The organism is Leifsonia shinshuensis (genome assembly GCF_031456835.1).
Lineage (GTDB): Bacteria > Actinomycetota > Actinomycetes > Actinomycetales > Microbacteriaceae > Leifsonia > Leifsonia shinshuensis_C.
This window is the reverse complement of sequence record NZ_JAVDVK010000001.1, coordinates 662,158-676,852: the sequence shown is the minus strand read 5'-3', so window position 1 is coordinate 676,852 and position 14,695 is coordinate 662,158. Positions and strand designations below refer to the sequence as shown.

14 protein-coding genes are annotated in these 14,695 nt (G+C 70.2%); 7 read left to right on the top strand and 7 right to left on the bottom strand.

The features are described from left to right. Positions 1 to 149: 149 nt before the first annotated feature. Complete coding sequence (locus J2W45_RS03390) at positions 150 to 791, bottom strand: TetR/AcrR family transcriptional regulator (RefSeq protein WP_310129021.1); 642 nt, start codon at positions 789 to 791, stop codon at positions 150 to 152. A gap of 66 nt (positions 792 to 857) precedes the next feature. Between J2W45_RS03390 and J2W45_RS03385 the strand changes: the two genes are divergently transcribed. From J2W45_RS03385 to J2W45_RS03365, 5 genes are all read left to right on the top strand, one after another. Then, complete coding sequence (locus J2W45_RS03385) at positions 858 to 2,180, top strand: MFS transporter (protein WP_310129020.1); 1,323 nt, start codon at positions 858 to 860, stop codon at positions 2,178 to 2,180. A 119-nt stretch (positions 2,181 to 2,299) separates the two neighbouring features. Further along, the gene (valS, locus tag J2W45_RS03380) at positions 2,300 to 4,918 is read left to right on the top strand and encodes a valine--tRNA ligase (protein WP_310129019.1); all 2,619 of its coding nucleotides are present in this window, start codon (positions 2,300 to 2,302) and stop codon (positions 4,916 to 4,918) included. Next, entirely contained in the window at positions 4,915 to 5,361 is a 447-nt protein-coding gene (locus tag J2W45_RS03375) for a GNAT family N-acetyltransferase (protein ID WP_310129018.1), read from the top strand. The genes valS and J2W45_RS03375 overlap by 4 nt, the downstream gene beginning before the upstream one ends. A 70-nt stretch (positions 5,362 to 5,431) precedes the next feature. Next, the gene (locus J2W45_RS03370) at positions 5,432 to 5,917 is read left to right on the top strand and encodes a GNAT family N-acetyltransferase (RefSeq protein WP_310129017.1); all 486 of its coding nucleotides are present in this window, start codon (positions 5,432 to 5,434) and stop codon (positions 5,915 to 5,917) included. Beyond that, on the top strand, positions 5,917 to 6,189 hold the full coding sequence (locus J2W45_RS03365; RefSeq protein ID WP_310129015.1) for a hypothetical protein: 273 nt from the start codon (positions 5,917 to 5,919) through the stop codon (positions 6,187 to 6,189). The genes J2W45_RS03370 and J2W45_RS03365 overlap by 1 nt, the downstream gene beginning before the upstream one ends. Before the next feature lie 19 nt (positions 6,190 to 6,208). Here J2W45_RS03365 and J2W45_RS03360 read toward each other — a convergent pair whose 3' ends face one another. From J2W45_RS03360 to J2W45_RS03350, 3 genes are read right to left on the bottom strand one after another with little or no spacing between them, the layout of a single operon-like run. Next, positions 6,209 to 6,394 carry a hypothetical protein gene (locus J2W45_RS03360; protein WP_310129014.1) on the bottom strand — a complete coding sequence of 62 codons (186 nt, stop codon included), beginning with the start codon at positions 6,392 to 6,394 and terminating at the stop codon, positions 6,209 to 6,211. After that, positions 6,391 to 7,665, bottom strand: a complete 1,275-nt coding sequence (locus tag J2W45_RS03355; RefSeq protein ID WP_310129012.1) for an MFS transporter — start codon at positions 7,663 to 7,665, stop codon at positions 6,391 to 6,393. Before J2W45_RS03355 ends, J2W45_RS03360 begins: the two co-directional genes overlap by 4 nt. Then, positions 7,665 to 8,384, bottom strand: a complete 720-nt coding sequence (locus tag J2W45_RS03350) for a helix-turn-helix domain-containing protein (RefSeq protein ID WP_310129010.1) — start codon at positions 8,382 to 8,384, stop codon at positions 7,665 to 7,667. Before J2W45_RS03350 ends, J2W45_RS03355 begins: the two co-directional genes overlap by 1 nt. A 108-nt stretch (positions 8,385 to 8,492) precedes the next feature. On the opposite strand from J2W45_RS03350, the gene J2W45_RS03345 reads away from it, so the two are divergent. Next, the gene (locus tag J2W45_RS03345) at positions 8,493 to 10,532 is read left to right on the top strand and encodes a M3 family metallopeptidase (protein ID WP_310129009.1); all 2,040 of its coding nucleotides are present in this window, start codon (positions 8,493 to 8,495) and stop codon (positions 10,530 to 10,532) included. A gap of 57 nt (positions 10,533 to 10,589) precedes the next feature. Further along, positions 10,590 to 11,891 carry an ion channel protein gene (locus tag J2W45_RS03340; RefSeq protein ID WP_310129007.1) on the top strand — a complete coding sequence of 434 codons (1,302 nt, stop codon included), beginning with the start codon at positions 10,590 to 10,592 and terminating at the stop codon, positions 11,889 to 11,891. Here J2W45_RS03340 and clpX read toward each other — a convergent pair. The 3 genes from clpX to J2W45_RS03325 all read right to left on the bottom strand — a co-directional run bounded on the left by clpX (position 11,848) and on the right by J2W45_RS03325 (position 14,684). Beyond that, complete coding sequence (gene clpX / locus J2W45_RS03335) at positions 11,848 to 13,122, bottom strand: ATP-dependent Clp protease ATP-binding subunit ClpX (protein WP_310129006.1); 1,275 nt, start codon at positions 13,120 to 13,122, stop codon at positions 11,848 to 11,850. The genes J2W45_RS03340 and clpX overlap by 44 nt on opposite strands. A 133-nt stretch (positions 13,123 to 13,255) precedes the next feature. Further along, a complete protein-coding gene (locus J2W45_RS03330; protein WP_310129004.1) occupies positions 13,256 to 14,002 on the bottom strand; it encodes an AAA family ATPase in 747 nt (248 codons plus the stop codon). Between the two features lie 13 nt (positions 14,003 to 14,015). Next, the gene (locus J2W45_RS03325) at positions 14,016 to 14,684 is read right to left on the bottom strand and encodes an ATP-dependent Clp protease proteolytic subunit (protein WP_310129003.1); all 669 of its coding nucleotides are present in this window, start codon (positions 14,682 to 14,684) and stop codon (positions 14,016 to 14,018) included. Between the last annotated feature and the right edge of the window lie 11 nt (positions 14,685 to 14,695).

The following is a 14,695-nucleotide window of genomic DNA, read 5'->3' as shown; positions in this document are numbered from 1 at the left end:
AAGACTCGCCGGCGATACCCGGGTCGCTGTCTGTGCCCTCCATCCTACCGGCTCCGCCGCCGCTTGTGGGCGGCCGGCCGCGACTGCCGCGTCCCGGAACGTCTGCGCCTGCGCGACCGGCCGCAGAGGCGACGAACGACCGCAGTCGCTCAGAGGACGGGGGCGTAGCCGGCGCAGACGGGGGCGACGGCCGTCCGCACGAGCGGGGTGAGCGGGCCACGGCGCACGCCCGCGCGGGCCCAGGCAGCAGCGGCCGAGACCGCGGCGCCGACGACCGCGGTCGCGGCGGCGCGCGGGAGGAGGGCGTCGGACGGCAGGCCGGCCCGGGCGGCGATGAACGCCTCCAGCCTCCGCACCAGCGCGAGGAAGCGCGGCAGCGCCGAGGCCTGCAGCTCCGCATCCGTGCCCATGAGGTCGACCTGCGTGACCGCGAGCGGGAGGCGTCCGGGGCCGAACGCGTCGGCGAGGCGGGTGACCGCGTCGAGCACCGCATCCATCGGCGCCAGATCAGCGGGGACGGATGCCACGGTCGTGTCGAAGGCGGCGAGCGCCTCGTCGACCTCGAGCCAGAGCAGGTCGCTCTTCGAGCCGACGTAGTTGAAGAAGGTGGCCCGGCTGACCCCCGCCCGGCGGGCGATGTCGTCGACCGTGGTGCCCGCGTACGTCTGCTCGAGGAACAGCTCCGCAGCCGCCTCGGCGAGCATCGCACGCGACGACGAGCGGGGCCGTCCGCTGCCGGAGGCGCGGGCTCCCGCCCCGGCGGATGTGCCCGGGGAATGCGGCTGCGGCATGCGGCGTTCCCTTCTCGTGCCATTATTGGACCCGGTCCACATACTATTCACCTCCGAAGGACTCCCGTGACTACCACCACAGCCCCCGTCCGCAGCGAGACCGACCGCCCGGGAATCACCCCGGGCACCGCGCGGCGCGTCACCATCGCGTCGTTCGTCGGCACGGCGCTCGAGTCGTACGACTTCTACCTCTACGCGTACTTCGCGGCGTTCTTCGTCGGCCCGCTCTTCTTCGCGCCGCTCGGAACCTTCGGCGGGGCGCTGGCCGGGTTCCTGGCGATCGCCGCCGGCTTCGTCATCCGCCCGATCGGCGCAGTCGTGTTCGGCAACCTCGGCGACCGGATCGGCCGGCGCCCGACGCTGCTCATCACCATCCTGCTCATGGGCCTCAGCACCGGTCTCGTCGGCGTGCTGCCCACCTACCAGGCGGCGGGATGGTTCGGCGCGATCGCGATCGTCCTCCTCCGCCTCGTGCAGGGCTTCTCGGTCGGCGGCGAGTGGGGCGGCTCGATCCTCCTCGCGACCGAGTACGCGAACCCGAAGCGCCGGGGCTTCTACGCGGCCCTCCCCCAGCTCGGCTCGCCGGTGGGCTCCATCCTGAGCGCCGTCGTGTTCATCGTGCTCACCCTGAGCATGTCGTCGGCCGACATCGCGGCGTGGGGATGGCGCATCCCGTTCCTGACCGCGTTCCCGCTGCTGCTCGTGTCGCTCTACCTGCGGTGGTCGATCGACGAGACCCCGGTCTTCCGGAAGCTGCTGGAGACCGGCCAGCGTGACCGTTTCCCCGTCGTCGACGTGTTCCGCAAGGCGCCGACCGGCTTCGTCATCGCCATCGGCGCGGCCGTGCTCGGCATCGGCTCCTACTCGCTCATGAACACCTACATGGTGGACTACGGCACCGCGGTGCTGGGCTTCAAGTACCAGGACCTGCTGGTCGCCACGACCATCGGCGGCCTGCTGCAGCTCGTCACCATCCCGCTCTTCGGCCTGTGGGCGACCCGGATCGGGTCGGCGCGCGTCGTCGCGATCGGCGCGGTCGGGACGCTGCTGGTCGCGTTCCCGATGTACTTCCTGCTGCAGTCCGCCTCCTTCGCCGTGCTCGTCGGCAGCATGATCATCGGCGGCATCCTGCCCACCCTGTCGTGGGCGGGCCTCGGCGGACTGATGTCGGACCTCTTCCCGAGCGAGGTCCGCTACAGCGGTCTCTCCGTCGCCTACAGCCTCGCGGCGCTGGTCACCTCGTTCGTCCCGGCGCTCACGCTGATCTTCGGGCAGGCGACCGGGAACGCCTGGTGGCACCCCGGCATCGTCCTGGCCGTCATGTCGCTGATCACCCTGGTCGCGGCCCTCTTCGCCGCGCGCCGTAAGCCGATCATCGACGAGGTCTGACGAACGGGCGGACGCGTCGTCCGACGCGTCCGCCCCCGGGTTTCGGTACGCTGGAGGGGATCCCTACACTCAGGCACCCCGTGGACACGGTGCCGCACATATCGACTCGGAGGACCCCCATGAGCGAGAACACGCCCGCCGCTCGCGTTCCGGACAAGCCCGCACTGGAGGGCCTCGAGTCGAAGTGGGGTGACCGCTGGCAGCAGGACGGCACCTTCCTGTTCGACCGCGAGGGCGCCCTGGCCGCCGGCCGTGACGGCGTGTACTCGATCGACACCCCGCCGCCGACCGCCTCCGGGTCGCTGCACATCGGACACGTCTTCAGCTACACGCACACGGACGTGATCGCCCGGTTCCACCGCATGCGCGGCCGGAAGGTGTTCTACCCGATGGGCTGGGACGATAACGGCCTGCCGACCGAGCGCCGCGTCCAGAACTACTACGGCGTGCGCTGCGACCCGTCGCTCCCCTACGAGCCCGACTTCACACCTCCCTTCGAGGGCGGCGACAACAAGAGCACGAAGGCGGCGGACCAGAAGCCGATCTCGCGCCGCAACTTCATCGAGCTCTGTGAGCGGCTGACCGAGGAGGACGAGAAGCAGTTCGAGGCGCTCTGGCGCACGCTCGGCCTCTCCGTCGACTGGTCGCAGACCTACCGCACCATCGGACGCGACTCGATCCGCACCTCCCAGCTGGCGTTCCTGCGCAACATCGCGCGCGGCGAGGCGTACCAGGCGCAGGCGCCGACGCTGTGGGACATCACCTTCCGCACCGCCGTCGCCCAGGCCGAGCTGGAGGACCGCGAGCAGCCGAGCGCGTACCACCGCGTCGCCTTCCACAGCGCCGACGGCCCGGTGTACATCGAGACGACCCGTCCGGAGCTCCTTCCCGCCTGCGTGGCGCTGGTCGCGCATCCCGACGACGAGCGGTACCAGCCGCTGTTCGGCACGACGGTGCGCACGCCCCTGTTCGACGTCGAAGTCCCCGTGGTCGCTCACCACCTGGCGCAGCCGGACAAGGGATCGGGCATCGCGATGATCTGCACCTTCGGCGACATCACCGACGTCACCTGGTGGCGCGAGCTCGACCTGCCGAACCGCGCGATCATCGGCTTCGACGGCCGCATCCTGCCCGAGCCGCCCGCGGTGATCACCTCGGAGGCCGGCAAGGAGGCGTACGCCCAGCTGGCCGGCAAGACCGTGTTCTCGGCGAAGCAGGCGGTCGTGGAGCTGCTGCGCGCCTCCGGCGACCTCGAGGGCGAGCCCAAGCCCATCCAGCACCCGGTGAAGTTCTTCGAGAAGGGCGACAAGCCGCTCGAGATCGTCTCGACCCGCCAGTGGTACGTGAAGAACGGCGCCCGTGACGAGGAGCTGCGCGCGCGACTCATCGAGCTCGGCCGCGAGATCGACTGGCACCCCGACTTCATGCGCATCCGCTACGAGAACTGGGTGAACGGCCTCACCGGCGACTGGCTCATCTCGCGCCAGCGCTTCTTCGGCGTTCCGATCCCCGTCTGGTACCCGCTCGACGCGGACGGCAACCCGCTGTTCGACCAGCCGATCCTCCCCTCCGAGGAGTCGCTGCCGGTCGACCCGTCGTCCGACACAGCGCCCGGCTTCGACGAGGCCCAGCGCGGGCAGGCCGGCGGCTTCGTCGGCGAGCACGACGTGATGGACACGTGGATGACGTCCTCGCTGACCCCGCAACTCGCCGGCGGGTGGATGCGCGACGACGAGCTCTTCGGCGCCGTCTTCCCGTACGACCTGCGCCCCCAGGGTCAGGACATCATCCGCACCTGGCTGTTCTCGACCCTCCTGCGCGCGAAGCTCGAGGCGGATGTCGCCCCGTGGCGCAACGCCGCCCTCTCCGGCTTCATCGTCGACCCCGACCGCAAGAAGATGTCGAAGTCGAAGGGCAACGTGGTGACGCCCGCCGACATCCTGGAGCGTCACGGCTCGGACGCGGTGCGCTACTGGGCCGCGTCGAGCAAGCTCGGCACGGACGCGGCGTTCGACCCGCAGAACCCGACCCAGATCAAGATCGGCCGCCGTCTGGCGATCAAGCTGCTCAACGCGGCGAAGTTCATCCTCGGCTTCGAGGCCCCCGCCTCGCTCGACCTCGACCGGGTCACCAGCCCGCTCGACCGCAGCATGCTGCAGAACCTCGCGGCTGTCGTCGCCGACGCCACCACGGCTCTCGAGAACTACGAGCATTCGCGGGCGCTGGAGATCGTCGAGCCGTTCTTCTGGACGTTCTGCGACGACTACCTGGAGCTCGTGAAGGAGCGCGCCTACGGCGAGGCGGGCGAAGAGCAGGCCTCGGCCGTCGTCGCACTCCGTGTCGCGCTCTCGACGTTCCTCCGCCTGTTCGCGCCGGTGCTGCCGTTCGCGGCCGAGGAGGCGTGGAGCTGGTCCGAGGAGGGCTCGGTGCACGTGGCGCCGTGGCCGGTGGCGACCGAGGTCGCCCTCGACTGGAGCGCCGACCGCGAGGTCCTCGCGATCGTCGGCCGCGCGCTCACCGGCATCCGCGGCGCCAAGACCGCCGCCAAGGCGTCCCAGCGCACCCCGGTCGACTCGGCCGTCATCGCCGGTCCGGCCGCGGAGATCGCCGCCGTCGAGTCCGCCGCGGGCGACCTCCGCTCGGTGGGCAGAATCGCCGACCTGCGGTTCGCCTCCGCCGACGAGCTGCAGGTGACCGATATCCTGCTCGCCGCGGCCCCGACCGAGGAGGAACGATGACCATCACCGTCCGAGGAGTCCAGGACAACGAATTCTTCACCTGGCTCGACCTCTACGTCGGCTACGGCGAGTTCTACGACAGCCCCGTCACCGACGAGAAGGCGCTCCTGGTGTGGAGCTGGATCTCCGACCCGGAGAACGAGCTCGAGGCGTACTTCGCCGTCGACGAGGAGGGCACCCCGATCGGGCTGGCGCACGTGCGCGAGTTCGTCCGTCCCCTCGACGGCAGCAAGGGCCTCTACCTCGACGACCTGTTCGTGAGCCCCGACGCACGCGGCGCGGGAGCCGGCTCCGCCCTCCTCGAAGCGGTGCGCGAGGCAGCGCGCGAGCGCGGTCTGTCGGTCGTCCGCTGGATCACGGCGAAGGACAACGAGACCGCCCGCCGCCTCTACGACAAGTTCGCTCAGAAGACCAGGTGGGTCACCTACGATCTCGTCCCCTGAACGGGACCGTTATATGGTCGGAACACGCACCGGACTCGCAGCCGGGCGCGAAACGCGAACGGAGGAATCCATGTCGATCGAGGTTCGACCGGTCAAGGACGGCGATTTCTTCGCCTGGCTCGACGTGTACGCGAAGTACGCGGAGTTCTACGACACCCAGCTGACCGACCAGAAGGCGCTCGTCCTGTGGTCGTGGCTGACGGCTCCCGAGCACGAGGAGAGCGGCTACGTCGCCGTCGACGGCGACCGCATCGTGGGCCTCGCCCACGTGCGCGAGTTCGCCCGTCCGCTGGAGGGCGACCGCGGCCTCTTCATCGACGACCTGTTCGTCGTCGAGGACGAGCGCACCAAGGGCGTCGGCAGCGCGCTGCTGCAGAAGGCGCGGTCGATCGCCGAGGAGCGCGGGCTCGGGGTCGTGCAGTGGATCACCGCCCACGACAACCAGACCGCCCAGCAGCTCTACGACTCGGTCGCGGAGCGCACCTCCTGGTTGACCTACGAGATCGACCTCGCCAAGGCGAACGCCACGGCCACGACCGAGGCGGGACGCGCCTGATGCAGCTCGGCACGCGCTGGGCCGTCGGCGAGGCGGCGCCCTCCTCCCTGCCCGAGGTCGTCGCCTACGCGGTGCAGACGGTCGAGGAGGAGCTCGTCGCCACCGATGTCGAGACCACCGGCTGGAGCTGGACGCTCACCTGGCTCGAGGGCAAACCGGTCGTCTCGCTCGACGACGGCACCGAGATCCGCTACAACCCGCAGGAGGACTCGGCCACCATCACGCAGCAGATCGAGGCCGACGCGTCGGACTACGACGAGGACGAGGCCTAGCACCCTCGCGGCGACAGGGTCACCGCGGGAGCTGCGGCAGCATCCGGGCGGCGGTGTCGCGCGTGCCCTCGATGCGGGCGACACGCTCGGCGTGACGCAGATCGCGGGCGGGCGGACGGTCTCCCCAGGCGGTCAGCGCCCGGCCGAGGCGGACGGCGACGCGGTGGGTGAGCGGACGGTGCACGGGGACGAGGACGGCGGTCATGACGGTTGTCCTTCCGGAACGGGTTCGGCGGCGGGCGCCTGAGCGGACGCCGACAGGATGAGACGGGACGCGATGAGCGTCAGGACGACCACCAGCCCGCCGCCGATGACGAACGGCAGCCGGAGGTCGATGCGGGCGACGAAGCCGCCCAGGACGGTGGCGATCGGGGTGAGCCCCCACCCGATGGTGCGCACGATGCCGAGCGCACGCCCGAGCATGTCGCCGGGGATGACGGCCTGACGGAGCGCGCCCCACGGCACGTTCCAGACGGCCACGCCGAAGGCGCCGATCGCGTACGCGGCGATCGCGACGCCGACGTTCGCGGTGAGGCCGACGCCCAGGATGCCGACCCCGCTGACGAGGATGGCCCAGAACATCACCTGGCCCCGGCCGAAGCGGACGACGAAGCGGCTGGAGACGAGCGCTCCGACCAGGGCGCCGACGCCGATGGCCGCGGTGACCACGCCGATCAGGGCGGCCGGCACGCTGAAGGTCTGCAGCAGGAGCAGCACGACGCTGCCCTGCGCGAAGGCGAGCGCGGATGCGGTGATCGAGGTGAGCACGATCATCCAGCGCAGGAAGCGGTACTCCCAGAGGAAGCGGATGACGGCCGACAGCGGCGGGCGCTTGACGGCGTTCTCTCCCGCGACGCCCGCGCGCGGTGCGGCGTGGGCGGCGGCGGCCGGGATCGTCAGCGCGAGGAGACCCGCGATGAGGAACCCCGCCCCGGTGAGCCACACCGGCAGCACGATGGCCACGGCGAACAGGAACCCGGCGACCGGTGTCGCGATGAAGTTCTGGATGGTGATCTCGGCCGACTGCATCCGCCCGTTCGCGCGATCCAGCTGATCGCGGGACACCAGCGCGGGCACCACGGTCGTCGTCGCGTTGTCGAAGACGGTCTCCCCCAGCCCGAATGCCAGCACGCAGGCGTAGAGCAGCCAGATGGTGAGGGCATCCGTCGTGATCAGCACGGCGAGCAGGGCGGCGACGGCGAAGCGGAGCGAGTTCGCGACGGCCATCGCGACCCGCCGGTCGACCCGGTCGAGCAGCATCCCGGCCGGGATGCCGAAGAGCAGCCACGGCAGGAACGTCACCGCGCTGACGCCGGCGATGAGCGCCGGGTCGCGGGTCAGCGTCGTGGCGATGAGCGGCACGGCGGTGCGCCCGAGACCGTCGGCGAGGTTGCTCGCGATGGCCGCGGTCCACAGGCGGGCGAACCCGCGCCCCAGAGGAGAAACCGCCAGCGGAGATGCCGCCGTGCCGCTCATCAGCGCTCCTCCTGCTCCACGAGCGGGAAGGCGTTGAACTGGACCTGGACGCGCTTGCGCTCCGCCGGGGTCGCTCCGCCCTCGGCGGGGGCCGTCTCGGCCTCCGCCTCCTGCGCCTTCCACTTCTGCTTCAGCCGGTCCTGCAGCTCGTAGTACTCGCGGCCGAGCTCGGCGAGCTGTTCGCGCGTGAGCTCGAGGTGCGACGTCGAGAGCGTGCTCGACTCCATCCACTCGAACCCGAACGTGTCGAGGCCGCGCCGCAGGAAGGTGGAGAGACGGCGCTCGTTGTTCTGCTGCCAGCCGAGCGAGATCAGCTCGTTGGCCTCCCGGCCGGCCGGGGTGTCCAGCGTCTCCTGGGAGCCGATGGTGACGCCGCCCGGCGCCATGCGCCACCAGCGCTCGCGCCCGGAGCCGCGCTCGGTGTCCTCGACGATGATGTCGTGCTTGGCGAGCTGACGGAGGTGGTAGCTGGTCGCGCCGCTCGACTCCCCCAGGCGCTCCGCCAGCATGCTCGCGGTCGCGGGGCCGAAGTCGGAGAGCTCGTTCATGAGCTCCACCCGCAGGGGATGCGCGAGGGCGCGGAGTGCGGCCATGCCCAGCGCGTCCTCGTGGGGCCACCGGCCGCCTGCTGCGCCGCCGACCGCGGGGGCCGCAGGGGCCGCGGCCTCCGCAGCTTCCGCGGGCTCGCCGGGCTGTGCCGGCTGTTCCTCGTTCGTCATATCACCCAGCGTAGAACCGCAAAGGTTTCTTTGCAAGCTTCTCTTTGCATTCATTCGTTTGCAACGAAACCTTTGCGGCATCCCTCAGCGCCTGTCTAGGCTGGGACCATGGCCGACACGTCGAACCCCTTCTTCTCACCCAGCACCCTGCCGTACGGGCTCCCGCCCTTCGCTGAGATCCGCGACGAGCATTACCGTCCCGCGTTCGAGCGCGGCTTCGCGGAGCAGCTGGCCGAAGTGGATGCGATCGTCGCGACCGACGCCTCCCCCACGTTCGAGAACACGATGCTGCCGCTGGAGCGGTCGGGTCAGGTGCTGCAGCGCGTCGCGGAGGTGTTCTTCAACAAGAGCTCGTCGGACAGCACCGACTTCACCAACGCCCTCGAAGAGGAGATCGCGCCGCAGCTCGCCGCGCACAGCGACGCCATCCGGCTGAACCCGCGCCTGTACGAGCGCATCGCCGACCTGCACGCGCGGCTCGACGAGCTGGGCCTGGATGCGGAGTCGCGCTACCTGGTCGAGCGCTACTACGCCGAGTTCACCCTGGCCGGCGCCGGGCTCGACGAGGCCGGGAAAGAGCGGCTCCGAGGGTACAACCAGCAGCTCTCCACCCTCACGACGCGGTTCGAGAAGAACCTCCTCGCCGACACGAACGACCTCGCCGTGGTGTTCGACACCGCCGAAGAGCTGGCCGGCCTCGGTGAGGGCGAGCTCTCCGCCGCCGCGCAGGCAGCGGCGGAGCGCGGGCTCGAGGGCAAGTACGTGGTGACCCTCGTGCTGCCGACAGGACACCCGTGGCTTGCCGACCTCACGAACCGCGCATCCCGGGAGCGGATCATGGCGGCCTCGCGCTCGCGCGGCATCCGCGGCGGCGACAACGACAACCGCGACCTCGTGCTCGAGATCACCCGGCTGCGCGCCGAGCGTGCCCGCCTGCTCGGCTTCGACACGCACGCCGCCTACGTCACCGCGGACGAGACCGCCCGCACCCCGGAGGCCGTCGCCGACATGCTGGGGCGCCTCGCGCCCGCGGCGGCCCGCAACGCGCGGACGGAGCAGGCGGACCTGCAGCGCCAGCTGCCCGACGGCGAAAACGTCGAGGCGTGGGACTGGGCGCACCTCACCGGCAAGGTGCGCGCCGAGAAGTTCGACGTCGACTTCGCGGCGATGCGGCCCTACTTCGAGGCCGAGCGCGTGCTGCGCGACGGCGTCTTCTACGCCGCCACCCGTCTCTACGGCATCACCTTCACCGAGCGTCCGGACCTGGTGGCGTACCACCCGGAGGCGCGCGTCTTCGAGGTGCGCAACGAGGACGGCAGCGGCCTCGGGTTGTACATCCTCGACCTGTACACACGCGACTCCAAGCGCGGCGGTGCCTGGATGAACCCGCTGACCGCGCAGTCCGACCTGCTCGACACGCCCACGGCCGTCGTCAACAACCTCAACGTGCCGAAGCCCGCCGCCGGCGAGCCGACCCTGCTCACCTACGACGAGACGAACACCCTCTTCCACGAGTTCGGCCACGCGCTGCACGGCCTGTTCGCGCGCGTCACCTACCCGAAGTTCGCCGGCACCAACGTGTTCCGCGACTTCGTCGAGTTCCCGAGCCAGGTGAACGAGATGTGGATGCTGTGGCCCGAGGTGCTCGAGAACTACGCGGTGCACTACGTCACCGGCGAGCGGATGCCGCAGGACCTCGTCGACCGGCTGCACGCCGCCGAGGGCTTCAACGAGGGCTTCGCGACCAGCGAGTACCTCGCGGCCGCGCTGCTCGACCAGGCGTGGCACCGGATCACCGCCGACGACGAGGTGACCGACGTCGCCGCTTTCGAGGCGGACGCCCTGGCCGCCGTCGGGCTCGACAACCCGGCCGTCCCTCCCCGCTACGCGAGCACCTACTTCGCCCACACGTTCTCGGGCGGGTACGACGCCGGGTACTACTCCTACATCTGGAGCGAAGTGCTGGACGCCGACACGGTCGAGTGGTTCCGCGAGAACGGCGGCCTGCTGCGCGAGAACGGCGACCGCTTCCGCAACCGTCTGCTGGGCGTCGGCGGGTCGAAGGACCCCCTGGAGGCGTACCGCGACTTCCGCGGCCGGGACGCCGAGATCGAGCCGCTGCTGAAGCGTCGCGGGCTGGACAACTGAGCCTAGCCCGCCTCACCGGCCACCCTCTACGCTGAGCCCAGTCGAGAGGGGGTGGCCATGACCGCCACGCAGCCGGAGCTCGCCGCGCCGTCGGTGCGCCAGCTCGTCCTCCTCAGCATCCCGGCCGTCGTGGTGGGCGTCGTCAGCGCCCTGGCCCTGTGGGCCATCGAGGCGCTGGCCGGCCTGGTCGAGGACGGTGTGTGGACGAACCTGCCGAAAGCGCTCGGCATCGACCCGTCCTCGGGGTGGTGGATCTTCGCGGTCCTGACCGTGACCGGCGCCGCCGTGGGGCTGACCGTCTGGCTGGTCCCCGGTCACGCGGGCCCGGACTCGGCGACGACGGAGCTCGTCGCCCCGCCGCTGCGCCCGGCGGTGGTTCCGTCGCTGGCACTGGCCACCGTCCTGGGCCTCGCCGGTGGCGTCAGCCTGGGGCCGGAGAACCCGATCATCGCCATCAACATCAGCCTGATGGTGGCGCTGGTGGGCCGCCTGTGGAAGGCCGTCCCCCTGCAGCTGGTGCTGATGATGGCGGCCTCGGGCACCATCGGCGCCCTGTTCGGCACTCCCGTCGCCGCCGCCCTGGTCTTCACCGGGATGGTCGCGGCCATCAAGGGAGGCGGCGCGCTGTGGGACAAGCTGTTCCTGCCGCTGGTCGCCGCCGCCGCGGGATCGCTGACGATGACGTTGCTCGCGCATCCGCACTTCGGCATCCCGATGCCCGCCTACACGACCGTCACCGGCTGGGATGTGCTCGCCGCCATCGTCCTCGGCGTCATCGCCACCGCGGTGGGGCTCGTCGGCGTGATCGTGTTCCCGCTCGTCCACCGCGCCTTCCATGCGCTGCGGCACCCGCTGCTGATGACCCTGCTGGGCGGCGCCGTGCTCGGCGGCCTGGGCGCCCTCGGCGGCCCGATCACCCTGTTCAAGGGCCTGACGCAGATGGGACAGCTGGTGACCTCCCGCGCCGACTATTCGGCGGGACAGCTGACGCTCATCGTCCTGGTCAAGCTCGCGGCCCTGCTGGTCGCAGCCGGCGCCGGGTTCCGCGGCGGCCGGATCTTCCCCGCCGTCTTCATCGGGGCGGCGATCGGCACGCTCGCGAACGCGCTGGTGCCGGGAATCCCGATTCAGATCGCGGTCGCCGCCGGCGTGATGGGGCTGACGCTGGCCGTCGCGCGGGACGGCTGGATCGCCATCTTCATCGGCGTCGCCGTCACGCAGAACCTGCTGATCCTGCCCATCCTGTGCCTGGCCATCCTGCCGGCCTGGCTGATGGTGTCGAAGGCTCCCGAGATGCTGATCAAGCAGCCGGTGCTTACGCCGACTTCTCCTCGCGCCGCGGGCGGTGCGGGACGATAGTCGGCGCCGCGTTCTCGAGCACCGCCTCCTTCGTCACGACCACACGAGCCACCTCGGAGCTGGACGGCACCTCGAACATGATCGGGCCGAGCACCTCCTCCATGATCGCACGCAGACCGCGGGCGCCCGTCTTGCGGAGCACCGCGAGATCGGCGATGGTCTCCAGCGCCGCGTGGTCGAACTCCAGCTGCACGCCGTCGAGCTCGAACATGCGCTGATACTGCCGCACCAGCGCGTTCTTCGGCTCGGTGAGGATCTGCATCAGCGCATCCTGGTCGAGCGGCGTCACCGTGGTCACGACCGGGAGGCGCCCGATGAACTCGGGGATGAGCCCGAACTTGTGCAGGTCTTCCGGCAGCACCTCGCTGAAGAGGTTGATGTCGTCGCCCTTGGAGTGCAGCGGGGCGCCGAAGCCGATGCCCTTCTTGCCCGCACGCGAGGAGATGATCTCCTCCAGCCCGGCGAAGGCGCCGGCCACGATGAACAGCACGTTCGTCGTGTCGATCTGGATGAACTCCTGGTGCGGGTGCTTGCGACCGCCCTGCGGCGGGACGGAGGCGACCGTGCCCTCGAGGATCTTCAGCAGCGCCTGCTGCACGCCCTCGCCGGAGACGTCGCGCGTGATCGACGGGTTCTCGGCCTTGCGGGCGATCTTGTCGACCTCGTCGATGTAGATGATGCCCGTCTCGGCCCGCTTGACGTCGTAGTCGGCGGCCTGGATGAGCTTCAGCAGGATGTTCTCGACGTCTTCACCGACGTAGCCGGCCTCCGTCAGCGCGGTGGCGTCGGCGACCGCGAACGGCACGTTGAGCCGGCGGGCCAGCGTCTGCGCGAGGTACGTCTTGCCGCAGCCGGTGGGGCCGATCAGCAGGATGTTCGACTTCGCGATCTCGACGTCGTCGATCGAGTCGGCGGAGGTGATGGTCGCCTTGGCGCGGACGCGCTTGTAGTGGTTGTAGACCGCGACGGCCAGAGCGCGCTTCGCCTGCTCCTGGCCGATGACGTACTCCTCGAGGAAGCCGAAGATCTCCTTCGGCTTGGGGAGGTCGAACTCGCTCGACGTCTCCTCGCCCGCCTCGGCGAGCCGCTCCTCGATGATCTCGTTGCAGAGCTCGACGCACTCGTCGCAGATGTACACGCCGGGACCGGCGATCAGCTGCTGGACCTGCTTCTGGCTCTTTCCACAGAAGGAACACTTGAGCAGATCGGCGCTTTCCCCGATGCGTGCCATCCCTCCCCCTCCTTCTTCGGGTGTCTTCTGTCGAGCCTAACCCGTGGAACCGACATTGGCGCGCATGTCGGACGTTTTGCGTCTCGCGGCGGTTCTGCCCACAGCAGATGGGTCCGCGGCGCCACCGTGCGGCTCACAGCAGGTGGCGGAGGTAGCGGCCCGGCGCGTCGAGGAACGAGCGGTAGTGCTGGACGATCTCCAGGTCTTCATAGGCGGTCTCGCGGATCCCCCACTCCCCCAGCTCCAGCAGGTGGGCGCCGGGCAGCGCCGCGAGGATCGGCGAGTGCGTCGCGCACAGCACCTGCGTGCCGCGCTTGGCCATCACATCCAGGTTCGCCAGCCACGCCAGCGTCGACTGGAACGACAGCGCCGCCTCCGGCTCGTCCAGGCACACCAGCCCGGCGACGAACTGCGGGTGATTCAGGCGCGTGGCGAGGAGCGTGTTGAACGACTCCCCGTGGCTCATCTCGTGGAAGCGCGGGTCCGACGCCGTCGCCACGTCCTCGAAGTAGCTGTAGTAGCCGTGCATCGTCTCGGCGCGGAGGAAGAACCCCCATTTGGCGGCCCAGGGGGCGCGCTCCAGGAAGATCCACTCGGAGAGGGGCGACTCGGTGGGGCGCGTGACGTGGCGCCCCTGGTTGCTGCCGCCCTCGGGCGGGAGACCGTACGCGACGGCGACCGCCTCCACGATGGTCGACTTGCCCGCGCCGTTCTCACCGACCAGCATCGTGACGCCCGCGGGGAGCTCGAGCCCCTCGTGGAGGAGCTGGCGCACCGCGGGGATGTCGGCGGGCCACGCATCCGGATCGTATGCGGCGTCTGCGTATGTCCGGATACGGCGAACGGGGCGATCGTCGAATCGATCGCCCCGTTCGCTCATGCAGCGAAGGCTACTACTTGACCAGCGCCGGCAGCGTCTTGCGGCTGGTGAGCACCTGGTCGATCAGGCCGTACTCGAGGGCCTCCTCCGCGGACAGGATCTTGTCGCGGTCGATGTCCTTGTTGACCTGCTCCACCGAGCGCTTGGAGTGCTTCGCGAGCGTCTCCTCCAGCCAAGTGCGCATGCGCATGATCTCGTTCGCCTGGATCTCGATGTCGGACGCCTGCCCCTGACCGGCCTCGCCCACGGCGGGCTGGTGGATCAGGATGCGCGCGTTCGGCAGCGCCAGGCGCTTGCCCGGGGTGCCGGCCGCGGTGAGCACGGCGGCGGCCGAGGCGGCCTGGCCGAGCACGACCGTCTGGATCTGCGGGCGGATGTACTGCATCGTGTCGTAGATCGCCGTCATCGCGGTGAACGAGCCACCGGGCGAGTTGATGTACATGACGATGTCGCGGTCCGGGTCCTGGCTCTCGAGCACGAGCAGCTGGGCCATGATGTCGTCCGCCGAGGCGTCGTCGACCTGCACGCCGAGGAAGATGATGCGGTCCTCGAAGAGCTTCGCGTACGGGTCCTGGCGCTTGTAGCCGTAGGCCGTGCGCTCCTCGAAGCTGGGGAGGATGTAGCGGGCGCCGGGGGCCTGCACGCCGCCCTGGGCGGCTCCGCCGAGCATGGGGATGTTCATTGACGTTGTCC